The 26,771-nt window shown below is 38.6% G+C and carries 24 protein-coding genes and 1 tRNA gene; 18 read left to right on the top strand and 7 right to left on the bottom strand.

Going from position 1 to position 26,771, the window contains the following annotated elements; genetic code table 11:
- Nucleotides 1-98, top strand: a 98-nt coding sequence (locus LBH98_01920) for an IS5/IS1182 family transposase (GenBank protein ID MDR0303514.1), incomplete at its 5' end; no start/stop codon positions are given.
- A 135-nt stretch (nt 99-233) separates the two neighbouring features.
- On the opposite strand, the gene LBH98_01925 is transcribed toward LBH98_01920, so the two are convergent.
- From LBH98_01925 to LBH98_01935, 3 genes are read right to left on the bottom strand one after another with little or no spacing between them, the layout of a single operon-like run.
- A complete protein-coding gene (locus tag LBH98_01925; protein MDR0303515.1) occupies nt 234-1,178 on the bottom strand; it encodes a glycosyltransferase family 2 protein in 945 nt (314 codons plus the stop codon).
- Nucleotides 1,175-2,902 carry a DUF6311 domain-containing protein gene (locus LBH98_01930; GenBank protein ID MDR0303516.1) on the bottom strand — a complete coding sequence of 576 codons (1,728 nt, stop codon included), beginning with the start codon at nt 2,900-2,902 and terminating at the stop codon, nt 1,175-1,177. Before LBH98_01930 ends, LBH98_01925 begins: the two co-directional genes overlap by 4 nt.
- The gene (locus LBH98_01935; GenBank protein MDR0303517.1) at nt 2,899-5,004 is read right to left on the bottom strand and encodes a cation:proton antiporter; all 2,106 of its coding nucleotides are present in this window, start codon (nt 5,002-5,004) and stop codon (nt 2,899-2,901) included. Before LBH98_01935 ends, LBH98_01930 begins: the two co-directional genes overlap by 4 nt.
- Before the next feature lie 185 nt (nt 5,005-5,189).
- On the opposite strand from LBH98_01935, the gene LBH98_01940 reads away from it, so the two are divergent.
- From LBH98_01940 to LBH98_01985, 10 genes are all read left to right on the top strand, one after another.
- Nucleotides 5,190-5,438, top strand: coding sequence for a hypothetical protein (locus tag LBH98_01940; GenBank protein ID MDR0303518.1), 249 nt, complete (start codon nt 5,190-5,192; stop codon nt 5,436-5,438).
- A 4-nt stretch (nt 5,439-5,442) separates the two neighbouring features.
- A complete protein-coding gene (locus tag LBH98_01945; GenBank protein MDR0303519.1) occupies nt 5,443-5,949 on the top strand; it encodes a hypothetical protein in 507 nt (168 codons plus the stop codon).
- Complete coding sequence (locus LBH98_01950; GenBank protein ID MDR0303520.1) at nt 5,897-6,496, top strand: hypothetical protein; 600 nt, start codon at nt 5,897-5,899, stop codon at nt 6,494-6,496. Before LBH98_01945 ends, LBH98_01950 begins: the two co-directional genes overlap by 53 nt.
- A 10-nt stretch (nt 6,497-6,506) precedes the next feature.
- Nucleotides 6,507-7,355, top strand: coding sequence for a 4-(cytidine 5'-diphospho)-2-C-methyl-D-erythritol kinase (gene ispE / locus LBH98_01955; GenBank protein ID MDR0303521.1), 849 nt, complete (start codon nt 6,507-6,509; stop codon nt 7,353-7,355).
- 141 nt (nt 7,356-7,496) lie between these two features.
- Nucleotides 7,497-11,249, top strand: coding sequence for a tetratricopeptide repeat protein (locus LBH98_01960; protein MDR0303522.1), 3,753 nt, complete (start codon nt 7,497-7,499; stop codon nt 11,247-11,249).
- Between the two features lie 54 nt (nt 11,250-11,303).
- A complete protein-coding gene (locus LBH98_01965; GenBank protein ID MDR0303523.1) occupies nt 11,304-11,939 on the top strand; it encodes a MotA/TolQ/ExbB proton channel family protein in 636 nt (211 codons plus the stop codon).
- Nucleotides 11,940-11,972: 33 nt separating this feature from the next.
- Nucleotides 11,973-12,881 carry a hypothetical protein gene (locus LBH98_01970; protein ID MDR0303524.1) on the top strand — a complete coding sequence of 303 codons (909 nt, stop codon included), beginning with the start codon at nt 11,973-11,975 and terminating at the stop codon, nt 12,879-12,881.
- 16 nt (nt 12,882-12,897) lie between these two features.
- On the top strand, nt 12,898-13,398 hold the full coding sequence (locus LBH98_01975) for a biopolymer transporter ExbD (protein MDR0303525.1): 501 nt from the start codon (nt 12,898-12,900) through the stop codon (nt 13,396-13,398).
- Between the two features lies 1 nt (nt 13,399).
- Nucleotides 13,400-14,665 carry a TonB family protein gene (locus LBH98_01980; protein MDR0303526.1) on the top strand — a complete coding sequence of 422 codons (1,266 nt, stop codon included), beginning with the start codon at nt 13,400-13,402 and terminating at the stop codon, nt 14,663-14,665.
- A gap of 16 nt (nt 14,666-14,681) precedes the next feature.
- Entirely contained in the window at nt 14,682-16,013 is a 1,332-nt protein-coding gene (locus tag LBH98_01985; GenBank protein MDR0303527.1) for a hypothetical protein, read from the top strand.
- Nucleotides 16,014-16,106: 93 nt separating this feature from the next.
- Here the strand turns inward: LBH98_01985 and LBH98_01990 are convergent, their stop codons facing one another.
- The 3 genes from LBH98_01990 to LBH98_02000 are packed head-to-tail and all read right to left on the bottom strand — an operon-like array spanning nt 16,107 to nt 19,543.
- On the bottom strand, nt 16,107-16,379 hold the full coding sequence (locus LBH98_01990) for an EscU/YscU/HrcU family type III secretion system export apparatus switch protein (GenBank protein ID MDR0303528.1): 273 nt from the start codon (nt 16,377-16,379) through the stop codon (nt 16,107-16,109).
- Between the two features lie 3 nt (nt 16,380-16,382).
- On the bottom strand, nt 16,383-18,755 hold the full coding sequence (locus tag LBH98_01995; GenBank protein MDR0303529.1) for a hypothetical protein: 2,373 nt from the start codon (nt 18,753-18,755) through the stop codon (nt 16,383-16,385).
- A 5-nt stretch (nt 18,756-18,760) separates the two neighbouring features.
- Entirely contained in the window at nt 18,761-19,543 is a 783-nt protein-coding gene (locus LBH98_02000) for a hypothetical protein (protein ID MDR0303530.1), read from the bottom strand.
- A 187-nt stretch (nt 19,544-19,730) separates the two neighbouring features.
- On the opposite strand from LBH98_02000, the gene LBH98_02005 reads away from it, so the two are divergent.
- The 4 genes from LBH98_02005 to LBH98_02020 all read left to right on the top strand — a co-directional run bounded on the left by LBH98_02005 (nt 19,731) and on the right by LBH98_02020 (nt 21,830).
- Nucleotides 19,731-20,474 (top strand): metallophosphatase family protein, encoded by a 744-nt coding sequence (locus tag LBH98_02005; protein ID MDR0303531.1) that lies wholly within the window; start codon nt 19,731-19,733, stop codon nt 20,472-20,474.
- Nucleotides 20,475-20,593: 119 nt separating this feature from the next.
- Entirely contained in the window at nt 20,594-21,349 is a 756-nt protein-coding gene (gene tpiA / locus LBH98_02010; GenBank protein MDR0303532.1) for a triose-phosphate isomerase, read from the top strand.
- A 10-nt stretch (nt 21,350-21,359) separates the two neighbouring features.
- A complete protein-coding gene (gene secG / locus LBH98_02015) occupies nt 21,360-21,719 on the top strand; it encodes a preprotein translocase subunit SecG (protein MDR0303533.1) in 360 nt (119 codons plus the stop codon).
- 27 nt (nt 21,720-21,746) lie between these two features.
- A tRNA-Leu gene (locus LBH98_02020) sits at nt 21,747-21,830 on the top strand.
- A gap of 22 nt (nt 21,831-21,852) precedes the next feature.
- Here LBH98_02020 and LBH98_02025 read toward each other — a convergent pair.
- A complete protein-coding gene (locus LBH98_02025) occupies nt 21,853-24,360 on the bottom strand; it encodes a SpoIIE family protein phosphatase (GenBank protein MDR0303534.1) in 2,508 nt (835 codons plus the stop codon).
- A gap of 203 nt (nt 24,361-24,563) precedes the next feature.
- Between LBH98_02025 and rpmE the strand changes: the two genes are divergently transcribed.
- The 3 genes from rpmE (at nt 24,564) to prmC (ending at nt 26,765) form a co-directional block, all read left to right on the top strand.
- Entirely contained in the window at nt 24,564-24,779 is a 216-nt protein-coding gene (gene rpmE / locus LBH98_02030; protein MDR0303535.1) for a 50S ribosomal protein L31, read from the top strand.
- An 89-nt stretch (nt 24,780-24,868) separates the two neighbouring features.
- The gene (gene prfA, locus LBH98_02035; protein ID MDR0303536.1) at nt 24,869-25,936 is read left to right on the top strand and encodes a peptide chain release factor 1; all 1,068 of its coding nucleotides are present in this window, start codon (nt 24,869-24,871) and stop codon (nt 25,934-25,936) included.
- A gap of 1 nt (nt 25,937) precedes the next feature.
- Entirely contained in the window at nt 25,938-26,765 is an 828-nt protein-coding gene (prmC, locus tag LBH98_02040) for a peptide chain release factor N(5)-glutamine methyltransferase (GenBank protein ID MDR0303537.1), read from the top strand.
- Nucleotides 26,766-26,771: the final 6 nt, after the last annotated feature.

The raw sequence follows: 26,771 nt of genomic DNA on the forward strand, positions 1-26,771 counted from the left end.
TTAAGGTAATATCTGAAAAATACAGAAACAGAAGAAAAAGATTTAAACTAAGGTTTAATTTAATAGCGGGGATATGCAATTATGAAAATAATTATTGATTTCGCAAGAGGTCTATTATAGGATACATAAAAATTTTGCAATCCCGCAAAAACGGCGGAACAATATTATCAAGTATATAGTTTATTATCAGTGTTATGTTTCTGTTTGGAAACTTCATATTGTTTTCCTCTTAATTATTTCTCTCCATCGACAATGAAATGCGGGCGTTTTTTTACTTCTTGATGAATTTTGGCAAGATATTCTCCCAAAATTCCCACTGTAAAAAGTTGTATTCCGCCGATAAATAACTGCAGACAAATTATTGACGACCATCCCGTATCGGGAAGTCCGGCTATAAATTTTCTGACAATCATAAACGCAAAAAGCAAAACCGAAAAGACAAAAATTCCTATTCCTAATATTGACGCCAAATGAAGCGGTTTAATTGAAAATGAAATAATGCCTTCTAAAGAATAAAAAAATAATTTCCAGAAAGACCATTTCGTTTCGCCTGCGGCTCTTTCTATATTTTCGTATTCAAACCATTTTACCTTAAAACCTACCCATGGAAAAATACCTTTTGAAAACCTGTTGTATTCACCCAAAGAAAGAATCGCATTAACATATTTTTTGTTCATCAAACGAAAATCTCTCGCTCCGTCAACAACATAGGTGTCGCTTAATTTTGTAATGATTTTGTAAAATATTCTTGCGAAAAACGAACGAATCGGCGGTTCGCCTTTTCTGCTTACCCGCCTTGAACCGGCGCAGTCGAATTGTCCGTATTTAACCGCTTCAAGCATTTGCGGCAGCAAACCGGGGGGATCTTGTAAATCGGCGTCGATAGTAACGATAAAATCTCCGTTCGCTTTTTGAAGTCCTGCAAACATCGCCGCCTCTTTCCCGAAATTTCGCGAAAAAATCATATACTTGATTTTCTCATTATCTTGAGATAAAAATTTAATGATTTCTGCGGTTTTGTCGCAAGAGCCGTCATCGACAAATACAATCTCGTAATCGACTTCTTTTGCTAAACTTTCATCAAAAACTTTACGGATTTCGTTATAAAAAATCGGTAAAACTTCCTCTTCGTTAAAACACGGAACCACTATTGAAAGAATAGGTTTATTCGCATTCATAATTTGTCTTTGTACGATATGTGGGGGGGGGCAATTAAATATTCGTCAAGATAATCTTTGGAATTTTTAAGCCCAAAAACTATGTTATTAACCATGTAAGTCGGCATAATATCGGCCATAAAAGCGCCTGTTTCCAGATTTCCAAATATGTAAATCGTACTGTCTTTAACGTCTCCTTTCAAAATTCGTTCAATTTCTTCTTCTCTGTACTTTGACACGGGAAAAATTACTCGGGAGTAATTGTTTTCGTTCATAAACAATTTGTTTTGAACCGCAAAATACGACAGCGGATATAAATGTAATTTCTCAAAATACCTGTATTGTTGAGCAAGCGGAAGAGTATAAAATATCATTCTGTTGTCGTTTCCGATTTTATTCCAAATTGAAGAATTTAATTTGTTGGAATATTCAAATTTGTGTTTTAAAATTACGCCTTTGCGGTATATGAATTTATGTACGTCGGCGTACTGCACGACAAACAAAAGCGCCAGAATTATGGAGGCGGCGATAGGCTTAAATCCCTTGAATATACAAAATATGGAGAATAACATTAAAATATAAACCGTAACCCAGACAAATCTTCCGGTCGCCCTGAAAACAGACCAAATCTGCAGAATAAATTCCGGATACGGAATAAGCCAATTGTTCTTTCCTAAAGTAATTAGCGGAGAAAGCGCTATTATTACAAAAACGAGACACATTGTAAATATGAGCCCAAACTGTAAATATCTTTGTTTTGATACGTTTTTGTTTTTGATTTTTACCGCGACGATAAATAATGATATAATTACGGATATAATAATTCCTAATCCCAAATATCCTAACCCTTCTTCTTGCGCCGTATTAATTGTGGGCGTTACGGGCAAAAAAGTAGAAAAATAACTTATCTGCGGATTTATCGGGAAATTTAGGTTTGCGCTGTATAAACCCAATCCTTCCGCATAAGAGGAAGTATTGTCGTTAAAGTATCCGAGCAAGTACAACATTAACAAAACGCATAATATCGAACTTGCATAGGTGTATGTAATTCTTGAAGATTCTTTGTTTATAATAAAATCATGGAGCAAATAAAATGACATGATAATAAAACACATAGGCAAAAAATAACTATGAAACAACACGCTTAACGAAAGAATAGACGACCAGACAATACAAGTCTTAACAATACATCTTCTGTTGTTTGTAATTGCCGCATATATTGCAAGTAAGACGATAAATTGGGCGGCTAAACCGTCGTGATAAAATATGCGGTAGGTTAATATAGGCGCAATAGTGAAAAACAGAGAGCCGATAATTGAAAAAACCGAATTTTTAGTAATTTTTTTTATTAAAATTCCGGCGATTGAGCCTTGTAAAAAATGCATGATCAACAAAAATAAACCCGTATATTGAAATTTTTCAGGTAAAATCGGTGAAAAAATTTTGAATATAAAAGAAAATAACGGAATTGAACCGGTATATATAACAGAAACATCAAACGGATAAGAATTTGCGTTTGTTAAGCCAAATGGAAATTTCCATTGCGATATACGAAAAAATTCCCAGCCCAAATATTCCAATGCGACATCATGTTCGTTTACAAGCAACCAGTCGATATATTGGAAATTGAGAATTCGGATTCCGTAATGAAAACAAAAAAATATCGACGCCAATACGCCGCAAATAAGAAATATTCCGGCTTGCGAATTAAAGAATTTTTTGGTTTTCTTTAACTGCAAACTCACCAGTCTTTCTCTTTTAAAATTTCATACAATATTTGCGAATTTTGTGCGTTTATGATTTTTTCCCGCACGTTTGCTTTCGACAAAATTTTGCTCATTTCCGAAAGAAACTGCAAATGCGGCGTTGAATCCTTTTTAGGAGACAAAATTAACACGACGATATAAACCGGTTTTTTGTCTATCGCTTCAAATTCGATTCCGTCGGGCAAAACGCCTATAGCCGCCGTAATGTTTTCTACCGAGTCGGTTCTTGCGTGTGGAAACGCTACGCCGTCGCCGAGTCCGGTGGACATAGATTTTTCTCTTTCAAGCACTTCGTCATAAACTTCGCTGAGATTTGAAATTTTTCCGCTTTTTTCCAAAATATCGACCAATTCGCGGATAACCCCTTTTTTTTCTGTGGTTTTCAACGGAACAATTACCGAATCCGACGACAAATATTTCATATAATTGAAAGTCGTTTCACTTTCCGAATCGTCGTTTGAAATAATTTGGTTTAGTTTGTCCGGTCTCATAACTTCGGCGATCGAACCAAGCGACTGGTTAAGTTCGATAACCGTTTCATACATAATCGTGCTTGCGTATCCGATGTCTTTTGGTTCGGCGACAACCTGGATATTTTCATCGGTAGCCCTAAACAAGAACGTATGTTTACGCATTTGCATCATATAATCTCGTTGTTCTTCTTCCAATTTTTCGCGAATGAAAAACCCTTCTTCTTCACAATGTTTAATGATTTTGGTTATTATCAAGTCGATAAGCCCTTTGTTTAAGAAGGAATATTCTTTCTTTGCGCATATATTTTCATCGATTTCCATGTTTTCGGGTTTAATGCCAAGTTTGTCCATAAGTTTTTTTACGGTCGTTCCTTCCGCAAAAAGTGAAAACAAAATACAGGCGAGAGTGAGTTGAACTATCAGTCCGCGGTGCGGATAATCCACAGGGATTGCAAGCGCCAAAGCCGTAGGAATCGCTCCGCGCAGTCCGCCCCAAGTTAAAATCAGCGAATAATTGTGTGAAATAACAAGTTCAGGATTTTTCTTTCTCACAAAAAAGTTATACGGAGCGTTGCAAGCAATGACGCTGACGTATCTTGCAATCAATAAAACGACAATTGAAACTACAATCGCCGCTAAGACGCCGGTCGTAATCGGACTTTGGCTGAATATGTGCGCCTGTGTCATTCCCATAAGCAAAAACACGAAACTATTCGCCAAAAAAGAGAAAAACCCCCAAAATGTTTCGACTTGCTCGCGATTTTTTCGTTTGATAACGTCCTCTGCTTTAAGCGAAAGCGCAACTCCTGCGGCAAGCGACGCCATAACTCCCGAAAATTCAAGCTGATCGGCGATTATAAAAGCCGAATACGCCATAATTACGCTCAAAACTATCTGATATTCTCGTCTGTCTTTATCTAATTTGCAGATATACGAACCAAGAAGCCCGACAGCTGCTCCGACAGCGGTTCCGCCCGCCAAAATAGCGAAGAAATTCCATATCGCCAGCGGAATATTCAAGTTTGCGGCGCTTTGAGCGGCTTGCAGGCTGCCTGTCTTTATGTAGGTTAGAGAAAAAACAATTCCAAACAAAACTATGGCGGTGGCGTCGTTAGCCATTGACTCGCCGTCGATTATCGTTGTGAGCCGCTTTGGTGCGCTCACTTCCTTGAAAAGTGCGATAACCGCTACAGGGTCGGTGGCGGAAATAAGCGCTCCGAATAAAAGCATTGCGCCGAAAGACAATCCCAATGTTAAACTCAATAACCCACCCACGATAAACGCAGAAATTAAAAGTCCGAACGCCGCCAAAACGACAATCGGGACTATGTTTTTGAAAAGCACTTTACTATCTACGTTTAGCGCGGCGTCAAACACTAAAACCGGAAGAATCAAATACAAAATTATATCGGAAGATAACTGTAAATTTCCAAAGACCGCAAGTTCTTTCGGGTATAAAATCGAAAGCGTTCCGATGATAATTCCGACTACCACCAACCCGATAGTGTAAGGGAAATTTAGTTTTTTGAAAATTAAAGAAGAAAGAGCCGCTATCCCTATGAGCGACAAAATCAACAAAATTCCGCTGAGCAAAGATAATGAATCCACGAAAATCTCCTGTCTATAAGTCTTTTATCAATAAAAAATGTTCAAAAGCATACAGTCGGCAAGGAAAATATTAAATGCACAAACAAAAAGACTTCAAAACGACCGAAATTAAAGTAATTTTAAACGAAACGCTTGTTTAACAAATATTATTTTAACTATAAAAATTCAATAAAAGGTGCGGTTTTATGGAAAAATATTTGCGGGAGAAGCACGAAGAAAGTTTTGACGCCCAATATAATTATTGGCGTTTAAAAATGTTGCAAAATCCGTCGCAGGCCCTAAAAGATATAGATGCGGAATTGCAGGTTTTGTATATACGTTTGGACAACGATCAAGAGGGGAGAGGTCTCGTAGCCGAAACCGGAATTGCCGGAATGATCGCCGGTGTTGAGGCTGTTCGCGCAGAGTGTTTGGATTTGTTGAAAAACGGATGAGAGTTTGCAAAAAATTGTAATCGCTGTAACCGTTACGATATTTCTCGGATGCATTTTTGTTCCGGAAGAACCGCCGTTGCCTGCAGGTAAGTTTGAAGACAGGTTAAATTTTCGAGAAATAGTTTCGGAAACTTCGGCGTATTTCAGTTTTAACAGTTATCTTGAGTTGTTTGAAAATTCCGTCTCGTTCTACTGCGACGCAAACGATCAGGAATATTCGTCTAATGATTTTTTGGGACGCATAAATTCTATTTGCGCCGATACTTCAATTAGATGTTTTTGGAGCGGGAACGACGCCGGCGATGTATATATTTCAATGAATGAAGCGGTCGAACTTAACATCCGTAATTTCAAAATTGTTTCAAAAAATATTTCGGATACTATAAGGGGAGAAGCGAGAATTACTATAAGGTATGGAGGATTATCCGGATGGCAGATTGTTCGTTGGAGGGAAATCGGTGAAAAATACTCTTATTTTCATCCTTATTACAGTGGTTTTGTCGGTAATTAGTTGTTTTAATCCGTTTTTCCCGGAAACAGGTACGCCGCAACAGATTGAAAGTTCGCCGGGAAGGACGATTCAACTTTTGAAAGAAGCGTATGAGCGTAAGGATATTTATTCTTTTGAAGATTTAATATATTCAAAAAATGAATTTTCGTCATATACCCAGATTTCCGACGGCTACTTGTTTGAGTTAAACAATTTTTTATCCGCGACAATACCGAAAGTTTTTATCGACAGCGTTTTTATACCGAACAGGTTTTTGTTTCCAAATCTGTCTTATTTTGAGTTAAAATGGGAAGACGAATACAGAATTCATAGAAAAATGTTTGAAGCGCTTGAAGAAATAGTATTTTTATCTCCGTTTTATGTATCGGACGTTCAATATGAGATTCGCGGAGACGATACGGTTTCGGCTTTGGTAAAAACAGAGTCGTCGAAAATGAGGATCATATACGGGGGAAATAACGATGTCGTCGATATTACCGGGCAGATTTTTGCCATGAAAAAACACGGAGAAGTTTGGAAAATTTGGAAGTGGATAGAGTTGAATTGAAAGAGGGAATGTGATTCAAGGAATTTCTTATACGCGCATTACGCTTGCGCTTGACATAATAAAAAAAATACCGGATGGAGAGTTTGCAGGTTATCATGAACTCGGAATAATAAAACATCAAATTAATTTGGGTGATACAATAACCATTGAGAAATCCGGAGCGATGAAAATTTTTTGCGATAATCCGAACGTTCCTTTGAATGAAAAGAATATTTGTTGGCAAGCGGCGGATTTGGTAAAAAGAGAGTTTGGAATTAAAGAAAATGTTTCTATTGACATCGAAAAAAAAATTCCGGTTCAGGGCGGGCTTGCCGGCGGAAGTTCAAATGCCGCAGAAACGATAAAACTTTTGTTTGAATTATGGGACATAGAAATTCCGTTTTCGCAAAAAATTTCACTTTCAAGGAAATTAGGAATGGATGTCCCGTTTTATTTTTACGGGAAAAGCGCGTTTGATTCCGAAGCGGCGCAGGAACTGCATCCTATTGAAAACAATTGCAAAAAAATGTTCTTTTTGCTTGTAATTCCTCCGTTCGGAGTATCTACAAAAGAGGCGTATGCCAAAATTGACTACTCAAAAATCGGAAAGAACACCGATAAAACCGAGACGATAAAAAATGCTTTAAAAAGTGGAAATATTAAAAAAATTGCAGAAAACATGCATAATGATTTTGAACAGATTGTATTTTTACTGCACCCTGAATTGCAGGATGTTAAAAACAATTTGCTGAAATTTGGCGCCAACGCGGCGATTATGTCAGGTTCCGGTTCGACGATATTCGGCATTTTTGATGACTTTAAAACAGCCGAAATGGCAAAAGATAAATTTGAAAATGTGTTTTTGGGAAATTCTCTTTAAGAAAAAAAATGAGTTTTTTGAAAAAAAATAAGTAAATTTTTAATTGGTGAATTATTATATTATAGAGATGAAGTTTTGACGAAATGAAAAGTTTTGATTCTAAAAAATAATAACGAGCCGGATAAGGAGCTTGCAGCGGTTATGAAAAAAATTAGATTGATTGGTTTTATCGCAGTGTTTTTGATGGCGATTGTCACGCCGTCCGGAATTTACGGACAAACGGCGGCAGCGGATAAGGAAGCGGCGAAAAAAGAGAAAGAAAGACAAGAGCTCATCAAAAAATTGGAGGCGATGCAAAAACAAAAAGCGGCTGAAGAAGCGAAAGTAAATGCGGCAGGTAACGCTCCCACGGTCGGCGTGGAGCAAACTATCGCCCAATATGAGAGCTATTACGAAAAAAATTGTAAGGATGCCAATAATAAGACGTCTCGCTGCGCAGACGCTATGTTTTCTCTTGCGAGCGGTTATTATAAAGATGCGAGAGACGGGTTTGTAAAAGCGCAGAACGATTATGAAATAGCGATGAGCAGATGGGAAAAAAATCCCGTAGGTAAAAAACCGATTCCTCCGAGACCCAGTTATGATAAATCGTTAAAAACTTATGAGGAAGCGGTAGTGAAATACCCGGATTTTACTAAGGCGGCGGAAGGATATTATCAAATAGGAAACATTTACCTTCTTGACGGAAATACGGAAAAATCCAGAGCGGCTTTTACTACGTTGACGCAGAAGTATCAGAATTCTACCCGTGCGTCGGCGGCGCACTTCCGTGTCGCTGAAATATGTTTCTCCGATGTCAGGGATTATGCTTGTGCGCTTGAGAATTTAAATAAAATCAAAGATGAACATGTTACCGACGATATTAAAGAAATGGCTCATTTCCGTAAGGCTGAAATTTATTATAACCGCGGCGATTTGGATAAAGCTGCAGAATTATTCGGTTCTTATGTCGATAAATGCGACAGAAGAGAATATCCCAAAAGAGAACTTCGCGGAGAAGCGTTAGAATATTTGGCTGTTTCGTTTTCGGATATGCCGACAGGCGCGGATGCGGCAATAAGTTATTTTAAGAAAATCGGCAGCCGTTCTTATGAAGACACAATTATCTATAAAGTCGGTATGAAGAACTACGACCACGGACAATTCGACCAGTGTATCGTGGCTTTGAAGAGAGCGATTGAAAAGTATCCGCTTTTTATAGACGCTCCTAGGGCGCAAACAAATGTGATCAACTGTTTAGTTATTCGCAAGAAAAACGAAGAGGCTAACGTTGAACGAGAAAAATTGGTCGCGGCTTATAGCGCCGGAAGCCCGTGGGCGAACGCTAATGCGAATAAGCCTATTGCGTTGGCTTCAGCCGCCGAGAGTATTAAAAACGCGCTGAGTTCTATCGCTATATATAATCATGCTTTGGCGCAAGAAAGTAAAGACCCAGAAGGAAAGAAAAAATATTATACGAAGGCTATTGATTATTATGAAAGAGTTATACGCGGTTATCCCGACGACAAATGGCCGGTTTATGAATATCGTTACAATGTGGCGGAAGCGTATATGTCAACCGGACAATTTGAAAAAGCAGCCGAAAGTTACGATTTCGTAGCCAGCGCCGATTTAAGCAAGTACCCGGTTTATAAATCCGATATTGATACTTTGGGTGCGGAAGCCAGCGATGTTGAAAAGGCAAAAGCGGAAAATACAAGTAAAACTTCTCCCGTCAATATTTCTCAATCGGATGCAGGATTTAACGCTATTGTCGCTTTGGACAGCGTTCGCCAATCTGAAATTAAGAGAGGTAATTTGACCCCCGTGCAGGCGTATTCTCTGCCGGCGACGACGAAATTTATTAATTACATAAAGAGTTATCAGGCGAAGTTTCCTAAAAGCGAAAGCGCTTCCGAAGTGCTTTATTTGGCGGCAAGCGTTCATTTTGACGGCGGAAATTACAAAGAGGCGGTTGCGGCTTGTCAATTATTGCTTTCGGCATACGGGAAAAGCGATACGTCAATGTTCAGAAGATCTACGAAACTTGCGGCGGATTCTTATGTTAAGGATAAATTATACGATTTGGGTATCGCTAACTACGATACGCTTATCGCAAGAACTCCGAAAAACAGCGAGGATTACGTAAACTATGTCGATCTGGCGGCGGCGGCGATTTTCCAAAAAGCCGATGATTTGAGAACAAACAAACAAGTTGTTCCCGCAGTTTTGGAATTTAAGAGAATTGTTTCGAAATATCCGACAAGCCAAGTAGCCGACAAAGGTTGGTTTGAGGCGGCTGTAACGTATGAACAAGCGGATTCTGCGGTATCGGCTGCGGAAGTGTTTAAAGAATTGCACGTTAAATTCCCCGCGTCTGTTCTTATTGAAATGTCGTTCGTTCGTTCGGCGGAAAATTATGTTAAAGCCAAGAAATTTGCCGATGCGGGCGCTACGATGAAATTGGCGGCGGAGGTTGTTAAAAAACCTGAATTCGCCGTCGGCGCTTATTCAAGCGCTTCGGAATATTACAAAAGCGCTAACGAACTGAATTTAGCCGGGGATATGTTCTATGAAATATATAAAAAATTTCCAACGGATAAGCAAACTCCGCAAGCATTGTATAATGCCGGTTTGATATATGAAGACGCGCTGAATTATCTTAAAGCGATTGAAGTATATAATATTCTTGGGACAAAATATACTGAATCCGAGTTCGCTCCGTCAGGATATTTTTCAATCGGATTGTGTTACGAAAAAATGGGCGATTTCCAGAAAATGGCGGCTGCTTTTGTCGATTATTCCAAAAAGTACACTTCAAACCGCGACAGTCAAGTTAAAGCCTTGGTGAAAGCGGGTCAGGCGTATATGGATTTGAAAAACGAACCGGAAGCGAAAGCGAATTTCTATTTAGCGACACAGATATTTGCTAAGTTTAAGGACAGCGATGCGTTGTCCGCTGAAGACGGGGCGAAAGCGTACTTCAATATGGGTGAAATTCTTCGCCGCGATTTTGAGGCTATTAAACTTACCGGAAAGACGCAAAAAGATATTGACGCACAAGCGAAGAAAAAAACGGAAGCGTTTAAACCGGTTATTGATTCTTATATGAGCGCTGTAGGATTAGCGGTAGCCGAATGGGCGATACGTTCAATTTATTCAATCGGTATTGCGGCTAAGAACTATGCGAATGACGTACTTGAGCAGACGCTTATCGGTAAAAGCGAAGTTAAACTTGGAACGAAAGTTAAAATATTATCCGAAACGGTTCAGCCGATTTATGACGAAGCGATAGGAAGATTTGACAAGGCGATACAGCTTGCTCGTGAAAACGGTATTAAAGCGGATTATGTAAAAGAAGCCGAATTGTTTTTGATGCAAGCATGGTTTCTTAAAGGATATGCGTTTGAAGAAGCCGGCACTCTTTTGCGTAATTCGGAAATTCCCAAAGGATTGGATGAAGAAGAAGAAGTCGCTTACATTGACGCTCTTGAAGAATATTACGCTCAATACGCTCAAGGTGCTTTGCCGGTGTATCAATACGGTATTGCAAACGCTACAGGTTTGTTTGTCGGCAAAAACGGATGGTCAGACAGTATTCAGATGCATTTGGGACTTCTTGCGGCGGAGTTCGGTTTGGAAGATATACCCGCGGCTTCCGTAGATTTGGATACGGAAGTGGCGAAAGCGAGGTCCGAAGGTCGTTTTGTTGAAGTTTCCGCTGCTGATGCTGCTAAAAAGACGGCTGAAAGCGAACATCAACAGGCGATATCTGCGATTGCTTCCATATTTTCCGGAAATATGGATATAAATCAGAAAATAGAGGTTTTGGCGTCAAGGGAAGCGAATGCGAGAAGAGCGATAATTGAAGAAGAAACGAAAATTGCGAAACTTAAAGAAAAATTGGGATTATAATTAAGAGTGGATTTAAGATAATAACTATTAACAACTAACCGTGGAGGGTTAAAAATGGATTTGTTCATTAATTACATCGTTGTGGGGTTCAAACCGGAAAATGGCGGAACTTGGTCTCAAGTGTGGATTTTATTGTTGGGACTTAGCGGGCTTGGTTTTTGTATCGAAAGATTTATTTATTTGTTCTTTACGGCGGGAAATACTAAAGATTTTATGAGTTCTCTTCAAAGATTTGTGAAAACGAGCGATTGGGATAAGGCGCAAAAATTTGCCGAATCAAAACCAAACATGCCGCTTGCGAAAGCGGTTGCCGCAATTATAAAAAATCGTGATGCGGGAAGCAAAAAAGTTCAAAAAGCGATTGACGAAGTGTTTTTAAGCGACGCTCCGAATGTTACGAAGAATATATCGATTATAAGTATGTTCGCAAATACCGCGACGATGGTTGGACTTATGGGAACGATTTTCGGACTTATGATGTCGTTTGACGCTGTGGCTAACGCTCCGGCCGCTCAAAGAGCTACGGAACTTGCGAAAGGTATTTCTATCGCTATGTCAACAACGCTTTTCGGTCTTACAAACGCTATTCCGCTCATTCTTATACAAGGCGCTTTGGCGGGTAAAGCTGATAAAGTTCTTGCCGATTTGGATGAAAAAACGTCAAAACTTGTAAATCTTATTGAAGCGTAGTGACGGTCTTTATTAAAAAAAGAAGGTTTGTAAATGGCTAATAAGATAAAAAAGAAAGAAACGACGCCGGAGGACTTGGATTTAACCGTCTTTATGTCCTTAATGGTCGTCCTTATTCCGATTTTGTTGGTGTCTGCTGAATTTGCGAAAATCGCTACTGTGGATATAACGCTTCCGAGAGGCCGCGGTTCGCAGACGCAGACTACGCAGGCGGCAAAACCGCCGGAAGAAGAAAATAAATTGATTCTTACCGTGTTGATTTCAGATTCAGGTTTGACCATAGGCGCGGCGAACGGTTTCTTACCGTCGGTATTCTATAAAGAGTATCATGACTATACTTCAAAGTCGAACGGAGAAGCGTTGAAAGATGTGGAATATCATCCCGATAAGTTGGACAGAGAGACGATGGTATATTCCGACATGCCGATAAATCCTAGGTCAGGATTGCCTTATACTCCTCAGGAGAGAGAAGAAATAAATCTTATCGCTTGGGAAGTTGACGACAATCTCCAATATACCAAACCTCTGAAAGGTTGGTACTCAATTAATGACAACGATTTGATAACCGAAGAAAACGGGGATCCTGTCGGCGAAAACAATTTGAAAGTCGGCGATGTAAAATACGCTCTGCTTACTCGTTTCAGCAGTTCGGTTTTGGCTGTAAGGGAAAGTTCCGACGAGGACGATACCACCGAAATCGCCGCACGTTCATTGGAAGAGATAAAAAGTCTTGCCGATTATGAATTGAGAGAGATCTCGGCTTATGATTGCATTAAATCGTATTTAGTCCAGATACGCGAGCGTTATCAGGATGTCGAAGACAGAAACGATCTTATAATCGCTGCGGAAAATCAAATTATCTATGATAAGATAATTCAGATTATGGACGTGGCGAGAGGGGCTAATTTACCTAATATTTCAATCGCTAAATTGAGATTGTAGAAAGGAGGAAAACAGTATGGCGCGCGGACATTTTAAGAAACCGAAAAGTAAATCTTCTATTAACATAACGTCTATGATGGATATGTTTACAATTATATTATTGTTCCTTCTGAAGAGTTTTTCGGCGGACGGTTCTATGCTTACCAACGCCGACAATTTGATTCTTCCGAACTCAATATCTAACAAGAGACCGCAGGAAGTTGCGTTACAGGTCGCCGTTTCACAGGAAGCTATTCTTGTTGATAATACGCCGGTGGTCGATACGAAATCCGTTTTCAAAAAAGACCAGGATGAATATGACGAAGATACTACTTCGGCGTTGGACATGGCTCTTAAGGCTAAAATGGACGTAGAATTAGAGCTGTTGAGAATCGGGGCGTTAAAAGAAGTTAAAGGCGAGATTATAGTTCAGGTTGATAAAAATATCAACTTTGATGTGATGTATAAGGTTATGAGAACCTGTGGAAGACAGGGGTATATTAATATGAAATTCGCAGTAATGATGAGGGAGCAGTAATATGGCTTATCAAATTAAGTTAAAAAGGATAACGAATCCTGATGTTCTCGACAAAGTTGTTGCGGAAATTGCGAGATCGTCGGGAGCGTCTTCCGAAAAAATTAAAGGATCTTTGTCGTCACAGGCGTTTACTTCCATAGGTAAAAGTTTTGATCGGCAGACTGCAAAAGATTTACGGTCAAATTATGAATCTTTGGGCGCGATAGTTCAAACGATTGATTTGGACGACATTGACGAAGACGATGAAGAAGAAATCGACGGCAGAGTTCTTTCTCAAGAAGAATATATAAAAGCGCTTAACGAAAGAGCGGATATATTCAAAGTTGAAGAGGAAAAGAAATCGACTAAATTTATAGTTCCGCTTTTGTGGCTGCTCGGTATTGGGTTGAGTTATTATTTCGCCGTGATATTTAAAATAGAGGTTGTTGCGGCGGATTTCTACGAAAAACACATCAAAGAAAACGTAATCCAATTAGCGGAAACGATTGATTTGACGAAAAACCTTGACGAAAAGAAGAAAGAGGAAGAAAAAAAGGAAGAGCCTAAAAAAGAAGAGAAAAAAGAACTTAAACCCAAAGAAAATAAAGGCAGCGGCGGCGTAACGGGCGGCGGCGGAGATCCTAGGGCTAGAGTTACTAAAAAAGGTGTATTAGGTATAGTTTCCGGCGCTGTTACAGGAGCTGCGGTAGCCAATTCGGATTTATTCGGAAAAGGCGGTTATGCGCAAGGTATTGATGCCGTTCTTTCTGGTTCGGGCGGGCTTAAAGCCGGCGGCGGCGGTGGAACGGGGCGCGCCGGAGCGGCGGGTATAGGATTCGGTTCCGGATACGGCAGCGGTTTTGGCGGAGGTTCGGGTGGAATTGATAACCTTGCCGGATTAATGGGCGGCGGCGGCAGTAATGTCGAAATCAAAAAACGCGGTGATTTGAAAGTAAAAGAACCTGGCGGCGCTGGAGCGGCGGGACTTACAGGCGGTCGTTCCAGAGCTAGCATTATGCGTGTTGTCCGTCAAAATATGGCGAGTTTGCAATATGCGTATAATCAGCGGCTTAAGGATAATCCGGGTATGCAAGGACGTGTTACGATAAAATGGGCTATTGACGAATTCGGAAACGTTATTTTCTGTAAATTGGTCGGTTCTACTATTGGAGACGAGTCTTTTGAGCAAACAGTTGTTGATAAAATAAAACGGTGGGCGTTCGGGAAAATTGATATTCCCGGCGATGTTACCGAAGTAGAATATCCTTTTGTGTTTACACCTAACTAATTAAATAAAGGAGTTAATGGTGAAAAAAATTGTTATCGGTATTATGTCGGCTGGAGTCGCTTGTGCGGTTTTTGCAACCGATGCGAGAGTAGAAACTATGGGTAGAACCGATCATTTCTTTGCGGATGAAACTTCTATTCATCAAAACGCGGCGAACTTGGGTTTGTACGACAAAATTATGTACGGTTCTTATGGAGTATATAGTTTCGTTGACGGTAAATATAGTTCCGGAAAACCGTTGTTGCCGTTTTTCGGAGGGGCGGTTTCTTTAGGACAAAAAGAAAACAGCCGTTCAAAGTTTTCCATTGGCGTTACTTTTAACCGAGTTGATTCTGCACTCAACTATGTTATGTTTAATGTCGATTCTTTGGGCTTACGGTATAAAAAACTTGACAAAACGACTGACGGAAAGGTTCATTATGCTATAAATTCTTCAAGTGACGCCGTTAAATATGTGGGAAATCCGGAAAAAGGGTATAATAATGAATCTAGAAAAATTGATTTGGTAGGAAAAGTTGACGTTATGCTGGCGCAAACGCTTAATAACGGAACGACTATCGGTTTAGGCGGTTATCTCGCGTTTCAAGACTCGTCAAGAAGCAATGCCGACGGATATAAAAACCGTTTTGTACGCGGAAATGTCGGTGTAAACACTCCTATTGGCGACGGAGTTAATTTGGAAGCGTCCGTAGCTTTTTCCGCTACGACTTTGAGAGGAGAAATATTGTCGCCGGACAACGCTGAAAAACCATGGTTTAACGCCGCAGACAATGATATCGGAACTCATATCGACGTTCGTATGTTTGCGGACGTAGCGTCTATAAACGCGGCGTTTGTTCCTCATCTTCAGGCAAATATTATTCAGTATGCCTGCGGCGAAGAAAAAATTCTGGATTTCAATGCGGGCGTCGGTTTTAATTTGAATATAGACCGAGGTTTTTTCTGGACGGGTATCGAGGGCTTTTACAATAAGGCGACACGCGCTTTGGTTGAAGAAAAGATAGGCGGACCAGAAGCGGGACTGTACTTTGGAAACAGGGGTGTCATGGGAGGTAAAGTCGGTTTCGGTATCGAAAGAAACGTATTAACCGATTGGTTTGTTATTCGTGTCGGCGGCGGAAAGGTTCTTGCCAAAGAAGTGCTTGCAGACGGTAAAAAAGGTTCGAGATGGGTTGAAAATGCGGACGGAGATCACGTATCTTTAGGTATGGGAGTAAATATTGAAGATCGTCTGAAAATTGATTTTACCGTTTCTGAAAATATTCCATATACGTTTACGAATTTATTCAGCAATTCCAATGAAAGTTCGTACGTAGCGACTCGTGTCAGCGCGGTATTTGCGTTTTAATATCGGGATTTATGTAATCTAATTAAAACGGGAGCAAATTTGCTCCCGTTTTGCGTTTTTAAAAGGAATTTTATAAACATAATAAAGTTGGAATCAATTTATACTTTTGTGCGCCCTATAAACCCAACTTAAAATTTCCGCTACCGCTTTATATAATTCCGTAGGAATTTCACGATCAATTTCAATTTCGCTCAAAACTTCGACTAGCGCACCGTCTTCATAAATCGGAATTTCGTTTTCACTTGCTTTTTTAAGAATTTCTTCGGCGATTTTTCCCTCTCCCTTAGCCACAACTACAGGAGCGTTCGCTGTTTTCTCGTCGTATTTAAGAGCCACCGATTTTTTTTTCCGTAATTTTTTTACCATAAATTAACCTTTAACGTCAAAACGGTTTATTAAAATTTCTCTTTGTTCTTTCGCCTCTTTTGTTTTTTCTTTATTAAAAATTACAGAAATAGATTCTGTTCCTATGCTTCTAAGCGATTCGCAAAATTCTTCATAGTTTTTTTTGAACCATTCAAGCATTTTATCGTTTGTAAAATTTATCGAAACTTGTAATTGTTTTTCAATTGTTAAATTTGTTTTTGCGGAAACGCTGTTTCCTTTTTCAAGTTCAATGTTTAATTCTACTTGCTGTTCGTTTTTTTTTGATTTGGAATGTTTGTTTTTCCCCTCTTTATTCACATGCAGTTCGATTTGAATCCATGCGTCGGCAATTTGTATCGGTACGATGATAGTTTGTTCCGTACGTCCTGAAGAAATTACTTTATTCGCCAATAAATTTGATCCGTCGATTTTTCGTAACGCGTCGTTGACGGAATTTGATAAATCTTTTAATTTACCGAAAATCTCGGTCGATTTTTCATTTGTTTCAAAATTCGGTATGTTTTGCAATTTCTGCGAAACAATCTTTATATGCTGTATAATTTCCTTTAAAACCCCTTTTAAATTTTCTTCAAGTTTTTCTGATTTATTTTGTAAAATTCCTATTTTGGATATTATATATTCTATAGGTTTTTTTTCTTGGAAAATCATTTCTGAATTTTGAAAAATATTTCGAATTACATTTAGTTTTTCAGTCGAAAGTTTGAGTTCGTTTAATAAAAAATACGGATTGTTTTCTAGATCATTAGCAAATTTCTTTATGTTTATGGAGATATTTTCAATTGAATTTTCTTGTCCAAGCAATGATTTTAATATCGGCAGGATAACTTGTTTATTTTGTTCGTCGTTGGCGAAATTAAGCAGATTTGATAATACGGGAGGCAATATTTTTGAGTGAGAATTTGATGGTTTTATATTACTTTCTTTTATTGAATCTTCTAAAATCTTCTTAATATCGGCGGATATTGTTTCGATAGAATTTTTTTGCCAAAACAACGATTTCAGAACAGGCAGAGCCGTTTGTTTATTTTGCGTGGAATTAACAACGTTAAGCAAATCGTTAAAAGAAGATAAAATTGTTTTAATTTGCGGACTTGAATTTTCGTTAATAGAAAGCGGTACAGTTTTTGTTTGTGGATTTAAATTCTCGTTTGAAGTTTTAATACGTGTTTCAGCGATGTTTTTTGAAACAGATTCAAGGCTTTCTGTAAAATTTTTTATTTGAGCGGAAATATTTTCAATTGATTTATCTCTTGTAAATAACGCTTTTAATACAGGTAAAGTAAGTTGTCGATTTTTTGAATCGTTGGCGTAAATAAGCAAGTTAGACAAAATAGCCGGCGTAATTTTGTGCTGCGGGTTTGGATTTTCGGTTTCTTTTATGACATCTTGTAAGACGGTTTTCACGTCTTTAGTTAAATTCTGTGAAAGCATAAATCGCTGTTGTGCGCCGTTACGGATTATATTTGCGGTATCTATAAATAGTTCTTTAGGTAATTGTGGAAAATTTTTACTTAAAATAGCGCTAAATTCGGAATTAAACCGGGTTTGAAGAGTTATAGGTAAGAAAGTCGTTTGTGCTTTTCCGTCAATTTTTGCAAAAGCGAAGTTTTCGGCTTTAATTTGAGGAATTTTGTTTAATATTTCATTTAGCATATTTTTTATTGCCGAATTGTCTGTCGTCGTTATTAAACTATGAATGTTTTCTTTAAATTTCTCAATGTTTTGCACTATTAAGTGAATATTCTCCGGATTTTGCGATGTAATTTCATTTGCGTAATTTTCGCGAGAGTTTATAAGAATTTGCGGAATTGAAAAGAAATCGCTTGCCGATAAATTTTCATTTTTTATTTGATTTGCCGTCCACATAAAGAAATTTGTCACATCCGTATTTTTTGGAAGATTTTGCATTAATAGATATGAAACCGGAGAACGTTGAAACATACGTTCGATTTCTTTTAATAGAGCTTTCGCGAAATCTGCGTCCTCTGCGGGTAAAGACGGTGTTTCAAACGATTTTAAAACGGCTTCTGCATATTTTTGATATTCTTCTGTGTAATTTATAGTAGTCTGCTTCATTTGTGACGCAAACTTGTCCACTGCGTCGGCATCGGAATTTTCTTGCGGGACAGCGGAAGGCGAAGGTAAATAATCTTTTATGAGAGATAAAGGAATTTCTATTTTGTTCCCTTGCAGAAACGCATCGGTCCCTTGCGGAATTTCCAAGACCGCCAAAGCGCCGTTGGGAAGATTGAGTAAAAGCGAATTTTGTGAAACGGATTTTATCTCGGCATATATCGTCTTTTCATCCGGCTTTACGGCAAATATCTGATTTGACACGATATTTTGAAGCTCCAACTATTTTATTTCCTTCCGGCTAAATTCAGAATCATAACAACTTGGTCTTTACTCATAGAGAAATCCTGCGCTATTTTTGCCGTATCTTCGCCGTTATCGAATCTTTTTACTATTTCGTTTTTAATTTTCAACGCTCGCATTTGCTTCGGCTCCTCATTAGGCATAGTTTCGGTTTTCGGTTCTATTTGAACGACGGCTGCGTCACTCGTCTGATATTTTTGAGCGAGTTCCTTTATTGAGTAAGTAACGTTTTCTAAGTTTTTCGTTCTTTCTTTATATCGGTCGATTTCGGTCAATACATTTGCAGTTTTAGGTAATATTTCTTTTTTTGTTTCAAAATCCGGTAATTTTTTTGCGGTTGAAGTTCTCTTGTTTTTGTTTTTTTGGGAAACGATAAGGAAAATTCGCGCAAAAATTAAGAATGTCATTGCTAAAACGGCAATAGCCCCCATCACAATCACGAGGTTGTCTAAAACGGAACGATTCGTAAAAAAGTTTAAATTGTCTTCTTCATTTTTCAAAGGTGTTTTTTTTATATTCTCTTTGTCGTCAGAAATATCGTCGCTTTTATTTGAACCGTCCGCTTTCATTTCGTTATTTTTTGTTATGATAGCTCGTTCCAATTGCTTTATTTCAGAAGAAAATTCGTTACCGTCATCGCCGTCTTTTATCGCCTCGCGCCTTAAAAAATTAAGAGAGTCGAGCCGATACTGCAGTTGTTCCAACGTATGAGGAACCGCCGCTAAAAACGATACGAAGACAAATATAACTAAAAATATTCTCACCATTGTGGATTCTCCTTTTTACGACAAATTCAACGTGAATTTGTAACGTTTATTCTCCATTTATTATATTAAATATACTTTATTACTTTGTTGCAAAAGGATTTGTTTTTTTATGATAAAAACAATTATATATGATAAAAGGAAGCGAATAAAATTCTGTTATTTACATTTAATGTTAAAGGCGGTTTAATTGCGAATCGCTATAATGTCGGATATACACGGGAATCTTGAAGCGTTATCTTCGGTTCTTGTGGATATTAACGGTAGAAATGTTGACAGGATTATATGTTTAGGCGATATTATCGGTTACGGTTCTGAGCCAAATGAGTGCGTTTGGATGGTTGAAGCGTACTGTGACTATTGTTTGTTAGGAAATCATGAAGCGGCGATTTTTGATAGGCTTGTTGCGCAGGAATTTAATAAACATGCACATTTTTCAATTGATTGGACACGCGGCAACTTGAATCAGAAGTCTGTTAATTTTATTGAAAAAATGGAGTTGTTGAAGGTTGAAAATGAATTTACCGCCGTTCACGCGACGCCATATAGACCGAATTCTTGGAATTATATTTCTTCAATGGACGATGCGCGGTTTGCTTTCAATTTTTTTAATACTAAGTTTTGTTTTATCGGTCACAGCCATGTTCCTGGTGTTATTGTTTCGGAGAAAGATGAGTTAGATGTTTCAATTTTACCGCCTCGATCTTTTAACTATGGAACAGGTTTTAAGCAAAATGCGAAGTTTATAGTCAATGTCGGCAGTGTAGGGCAACCGCGCGATAAAAATCCTGATAGTTGTTATGTGATAATTGACACGGATTTACGAGAAGTGTCTTTTTTACGCATTCAGTACGATATTGCACTTTGCCAACAAAAGATGCGCACTGCCGGGTTGCCTGTTTTTTTAATAAACCGCATTGCTGAAGGTTGTTGAAAAATCATATCGGTCGCAATAATTATAATCGTTTCGTCAAATTTTACAATATTATCTTGATTGTACGTCTTGACAATAATTATTTTCATTATTGAAGTATTATTTTAACGGAGAATTTAATGAGTAGAAAAATATTTATTGCCGGTAACTGGAAGATGAACACTACAATTGAAGAGGCTGTAGAGTTGGCTAAAGGCATCATAGAGGAAACGAAAAACAGAGGTGATGTTGAAGTCGCTGTTTGTCCGCCATACGTCAATTTGTCGGTCGTAGCGCAGATAATTAAAGGAAGCGGAATAAAACTCGGCGCACAAGATGTTCATTGGGAACCGAGCGGAGCATATACAGGGAAAATATCCGCCGCTATGCTTAAAAGCGCAGGCTGCGAGTATGTTATTATCGGACATTCCGAACAGAGACAATATTTCGGTGAAACTGACGAAAGCGTTAACAAAAAAGTAAAAGCGGCGATTGCAGGCGGACTTAAACCGATTATATGTGTCGGCGAGTTATTAAGCGAACGGGAAAACGGGTTTACCGAAGTAACGGTAGAAAAACAGGTTGTAGGAGCATATAACGGTTTGTCTAAAGAAGACGCGTTGAAGACGGTTATCGCCTATGAGCCGGTTTGGGCGATAGGGACAGGTAGAACAGCCACTCCCGAGCAGGCGGACGAAATGCATTTGTTTATAAGAAATTCTCTTGTAAAATTATACGATAAAGATCTTGCGCAGAATATCGTCATTCAGTATGGCGGAAGTATGAATCCTAAAAATGCGAAAGAATTACTTGCGAAAGAAAATGTCGATGGCGGGTTAATAGGGGGCGCATCGCTTAAGCCTGATCAATTTAAGGGCGTGGTAATACCTCAGTAAAGGAAAAAGTATGTTGTTTGGATTATTGGTGTTTTTATTTTTGCTTGTTTGTTTGATTTTAATGTTTCTGGTTTTGGTTCAGGATGATAAAGGCGGAGGTATTTCCGGTGCGATCGGCGGCGGCGTTGGTTCTACGGCAAACTCAATTTTGGGGTCTCAAAACGCCGAGACTATTTTGACGCAGGGGACAAGAATTTTTGCAGGCGTATTTTTTGTGCTGACGATTGTAATTACACTTTTGGTGGCAAAAGGCGGTAATAGTTCTAAAAATTCCGCTTCACAGTTGAAAGAATATACTACAAGCGTTTCGGATGTCGTCGCTCCGTCCGGTGAGGCGGGGATTACGCCGTTTATTCCGAAAGACGAATAATAATTAACTTATGAGATTTTCATTTACGCGGATATGGTGGAATTGGTAGACACGCAGGATTAAGGATCCTGTGGGGGTTGCTTCGTGCCGGTTCAAGTCCGGCTATCCGCATTTCTTTTTTAGCGCTTTGAAATCAAAATGTCCTGTAAAGACTTATCATAGTTATATCGTCGAATCTGTCGGCGCTTTTTCTAAAATGTGACAAATCCTCATCGACCGTTTTTATGACATCCTTTGCGGTCTCATATTTTTTTCCTAAAAGTTTATCTAAAAGCCGTTTGAACGAATAGAACTTATTGTTATTGTTTCGCGTATCCGTAACCCCGTCTGTGTACAAAAATAATAATTCGTCTTTTTCTATAACGCACGAACCAACGGGGAATTTTGCCGTATCGGCAAGTCCGATAGCAGGGGCGGACGATTTTAATTCTTCGCGTAAAACCCCTTTGTTTGAAAACAAAAGTCCCGGGTTATGTCCTGCGTTTACGTAATCAAGTACGCAGGTTTTTGTGTTTAGTATCCCATAAAACAGTGTAACAAACATAAATCTTCCGTTGCGTCGTTGATTATATTTTGAAATGTAATCGTTTGTCGCGTAAATAGAATCAAGAGGCGATTGTCCGCTTTTAAGTGAGTTTTCGGTGAGAATTTGTAATAGTGTTTTTGTAAGAACCATAAATAAGGCGGAACTTACGTCTTTTCCGCTGACGTCGGCTACAATTATCGCTACCGTGTCGTCGTTAAGTTTGCAAATGTCGTAAAAGTCTCCAGATACCTCATGCGCCGGTTCGTAAACAACTTCGATATTAAATCCTTGCGGCTGGTATATCTGCTGTGGGAGAAAACTTCGTTGAATATCGCTGCCGAGTTGTAATTCGTGTTTTACGACTTCAAACTTTGAATGCTCTTTCTCTTGCTCCTTTTTATTGTGACTCATTATTTGTTCCGTGTGAATCGAATCGCTTATTTGTTTTCCAAGGGCTTCGAAAATATTTGTTTCATATTCTACTTTTTCGTCCAATATAAAATAGAGTGCGCCGTATGTCTCATTTCTAAAATAAAGCGGCTCGACAACGATTACAAAAGGTTTTTCTATATTTTTGCTGATAATATTGGGAAGCATAGTTTTTTCATATTTGTTTCCCGAATTTTTATCTATATTTAACCTTTTTCCATTTTTAACGGCAAGGGCGACTTTAGGTGCGACGATTTTGCTTGTCGCCGAAGATTTATATCTTAGCATAAAAAAGGTGTCCAAGCCGATTTGCGGAAATTCTTTTGCGATCGTATTCAATATTTTTTCGTAGTCCGCCGCATTTGAAATCAGTTCTTTCAATTCGTATAGATTCAAATAATTACTTTTTGTTTTAAGCCTTTTGTATCCTTCGTGTTGGTTAAGCATGTCAAAACGAAGATTTTCCGCACGGTTTAGCAGCATATCTGCGAACGCAAACGCTTCTCTTGTCATGTGTGAAATGGAATAATGCCATAAAACTCTGTAAAGCTGCGACAATTTGGATAAATTTTTACCTTTAATGACATCTTTTTGAAATTTTTGTTGAATAGTTTTTAAGAAGATATTGCTTTCCTGATTATTAACGTCTTCGCAGAAAGCGAATACTAATTGTTTTATCAGGTTTTTGTCATTATCGCCGATTTCACGTGAATTATTGAATAATTCAATTACGCGACCGTACAGGTCTTCTTTAATAAGAAAGTTTTTTGTGGCGACCGGGGCGAGTAACGCTCGTTTTATTCTTCCTTTCGGAATATCATACTCAAAAAAACATTTGCAGGAATTTCGTTTAACAAGTTCGGTTTTAAGCATAATGTCGCTTGGAACGTCTTTCCCGTCAAGTTTTTCCAAAAGCAGTTTTAACGCTTCGCCGCCCAATTTGCGAAGCGGTTGATTTACGGTTGTCATCGGCGGAAAAGTAAATTTGCTTTCGTCTGTGTTATCGAATCCTACGACGGCGATGTCTTGAGGAACATTTAATCCGAATTCTTTTAAAGCGTCAAGTACTCCCATAGCGGTTTCGTCGTCGATGCATACTATGACGTCGTAATAGATTTTTCCTTCGTGTTTTTCTATTATTTTTTTTACGGCGTTAATTCCAGATTCTCTGTCAAAATAGCCGAAAAAGACATCGTTTTTTGAAAATTTGACGTCTCTGATTTTCAAAACTTCCTTGAAAGCCGAAAATCTGTCTTTTACTTCCGAATTGTTTACCGGACCGTTTACAAAGGCAAATTTGGTAAATTTGTGTTCGTCAACTAAGTGAAAAGCCAATTCTCTCATTCCATATTGATTGTCTATCGTTACCGCCGGGATATTCGATGAAAGTTTGAGCATTGAGACTATCGGTATATCGCCGTATTCGGCGATAAATTTTTCTACTTTTTCTATCGAAACGTAACTGCATATCGAGCCGGAAATAATAATTCCGTCCAATTTCATCATTTTGGGAATTTCGTATAAAATATTTCGTCGAGTTTCGTATTGATCGTCCGGCGCTTCTAAAGATCCGCCTACTAATGCGATAATATTTATTTTTTTGGTACTGGTGCGAGCCGCCTCTTTTATTCCTTCCCACACTCCGGATTGATAATATCCGTCTAAACTTCCGATCAGAACGGCAATTGTCTTTTCTTCACATTCTTCTTTCGTAATTACCTCCCGAACATATAACGATTACAATATAGAAAAGTATTTTATCGGATACGGCGAAATCAATATATAATGTAAAAATTTATATAATTTATTATTTTCGTATAAATACTTGACTGGATAAATAACGTTTAAGTATTTTCACCTTGTACTATAATGAAATATCGGAGGGAACTGTGAGAGAAGGAATTCATCCCAAGTATCAAGCGGCTACGTTCACCTGCTCCTGCGGGAATGTAATAAAAACCAGCGCCGTAATCGGCGATAAGCATATTGAAATATGCAATAACTGTCATCCGTTTTATACCGGAAAATCAAAATTAGTGGATACTGCCGGAAGAGTTGAAAGATTTAACGCTCGTTATTCGGCTCTTAAAACGCCTAAAAAATAGGCGGAGTATCTGTTTTGTAAGAAAAAGAATGTGAATAGCTTCACATTCTTTTGTTTTTTTGAGAAATGATAATACGATAGGAATTGAAAATGAACGACAAAATACAAACGATAATTGAACGTTATTACGAATTGGGCAAGCGTATGGAACAGCCGGATTTTGCCGGTGATTTGAAAAAGATGCAAGAGGTAAGCCGTGAATACAGCGACATAGGAAAAAAACTTCCTTCTTTTAAAAAATATCTTGATACGCTTAAAGTAATCAACGATTCTGAAGATATTTTGAAGACGGAAAGCGATACGGAAATTCTTGAATTGGCGAAAGAAGAATTGGCGGCGGCGAAAGAATATTTGCCGGAAATTGAGAAAGAAGTGCAGATTTTATTGATTCCGAAAGACGAATCGGACGGTAAAAACGCAATTTTGGAAATTCGTGCAGGAACGGGCGGCGACGAAGCGGGGCTTTTTACGGGCGACCTGTATCGCATGTATCAATATTATGCGGAAAGCCGAAAATGGAAAACGGAAATAATGAGTTTAAGCGAAGGTGAAAAAGATTCCGTAAAAGAAGTAATTTTGCTTGTTTCGGGCGAAGATGTTTACGGTTCGCTGAAATACGAGTCCGGAGTTCATAGAGTTCAAAGAGTTCCTGAGACCGAAACTCAGGGGCGAATACATACTTCGGCGGCGTCGGTGGTCGTTTTGCCGGAAAGCGACGATGTCGATGTCGTAATTGAAGAGAAAGATTTGAGAATCGATTATTTTAGAGCGAGCGGCGCGGGAGGGCAGCATATAAATAAAACGGATTCGGCAGTCAGGCTTACTCACTTTCCAAGCGGGCTTGTGGTGAGTTGTCAGGACGAACGTTCTCAAATTAAGAACAAGGCGAAAGCTATGAAGATTCTGCAATCCCGTCTTTTAGATTTGGAAATACAAAAAAAACAAGCGTCGGAAACATCGGCGCGGCGTTCAATGGTAGGAACAGGCGACAGAAGCGCAAAAATCAGGACTTACAATTTTCCGCAGGGACGTGTCACAGACCATAGAATAAATTTAACGCTCTATAAATTGAATCAGGTTATGACCGGAGATATTCAGGAGTTAATTACGGCGCTTGCTCAGGCGGATTTACAGGAAAAGATCGCCGCAAGAGAGTGAAATGAATATTCGCGAAATTTATGTAAAAACCGCTTCGGAATTAACCGAGATTTCGGGAGATTTTGCCAAAAAAGAGTCGGAAGAGATAATTTGTTTTGTCTGCGAATGTTTAAGAAGCGATATTTATTTAAATCAAAAAACAGAAATTTCACAGAATCGGATTTTGCAAATTCAAGAAATAGTTTCACGAAGAAAAACGGGGAAACCGCTCGCTTATTGTATGAATTCAAAATATTTCTACGATAGAGAATTTTTTGTAGATACAAACGTTTTGATACCCAGGCATGACACCGAAATTCTGGTAGAAACCGTTTTGAAGAATGAAGACTGCGGAAAGAAATTTGTGCTGGAATTGGGAACGGGGAGTGGAATAATTTCACAAATATTGCAATCAAAACGTTCCGATTGGCGAATAATCTCGATTGATATTTCGTTTGAAGCGGCAAAGATAGCCAAGAAAAACTGCGATGAGAAAATATTTATTGTAAATTGCGATAAATTTTCGGCGATAACCGAACAAAACGTTTTTGATATTATTGTTTCCAATCCGCCTTATATTCAAAGTGCGGAAATTGAGAATCTTGACGATTCGGTAAAGAATTATGAACCGAGAATTGCAATCGACGGCGGGAAAAATGGATGTTATTTTTATGAATATTTGGCAAGAACGGCAAAAAAACTTCTTAACGAATACGGGAAAATTTATTGCGAAATAGGATTTAATCAAGCCGATATAGTTCCGCAAATATTTTTGGGACACAATTTTACGCAAGTTGAAACGACGAAAGATTTCGGCGGAAATCCCAGAGTCGTTTGTGTGCGAAATTAAAAAAAC

Source organism: Chitinispirillales bacterium (genome assembly GCA_031254455.1).
Lineage (GTDB): Bacteria > Fibrobacterota > Chitinivibrionia > Chitinivibrionales > Chitinivibrionaceae > WRFX01.

Coding starts and splice junctions, on each gene's coding strand:
- LBH98_01960 (MDR0303522.1), top strand. CDS start 7,497: ATGAAAAAAATTAGATTGATTGGTTTTATCGCAGTGTTTTTGATGGCG.
- LBH98_01980 (MDR0303526.1), top strand. CDS start 13,400: ATGGCTTATCAAATTAAGTTAAAAAGGATAACGAATCCTGATGTTCTC.
- LBH98_01940 (MDR0303518.1), top strand. CDS start 5,190: ATGGAAAAATATTTGCGGGAGAAGCACGAAGAAAGTTTTGACGCCCAA.
- LBH98_01990 (MDR0303528.1), bottom strand. CDS start 16,379: ATGGTAAAAAAATTACGGAAAAAAAAATCGGTGGCTCTTAAATACGAC.
- LBH98_01975 (MDR0303525.1), top strand. CDS start 12,898: ATGGCGCGCGGACATTTTAAGAAACCGAAAAGTAAATCTTCTATTAAC.
- tpiA (MDR0303532.1), top strand. CDS start 20,594: ATGAGTAGAAAAATATTTATTGCCGGTAACTGGAAGATGAACACTACA.
- LBH98_01965 (MDR0303523.1), top strand. CDS start 11,304: ATGGATTTGTTCATTAATTACATCGTTGTGGGGTTCAAACCGGAAAAT.
- secG (MDR0303533.1), top strand. CDS start 21,360: ATGTTGTTTGGATTATTGGTGTTTTTATTTTTGCTTGTTTGTTTGATT.
- prfA (MDR0303536.1), top strand. CDS start 24,869: ATGAACGACAAAATACAAACGATAATTGAACGTTATTACGAATTGGGC.
- LBH98_02000 (MDR0303530.1), bottom strand. CDS start 19,543: ATGGTGAGAATATTTTTAGTTATATTTGTCTTCGTATCGTTTTTAGCG.
- LBH98_01970 (MDR0303524.1), top strand. CDS start 11,973: ATGGCTAATAAGATAAAAAAGAAAGAAACGACGCCGGAGGACTTGGAT.
- prmC (MDR0303537.1), top strand. CDS start 25,938: ATGAATATTCGCGAAATTTATGTAAAAACCGCTTCGGAATTAACCGAG.
- LBH98_01925 (MDR0303515.1), bottom strand. CDS start 1,178: ATGAATGCGAATAAACCTATTCTTTCAATAGTGGTTCCGTGTTTTAAC.
- LBH98_01985 (MDR0303527.1), top strand. CDS start 14,682: ATGGTGAAAAAAATTGTTATCGGTATTATGTCGGCTGGAGTCGCTTGT.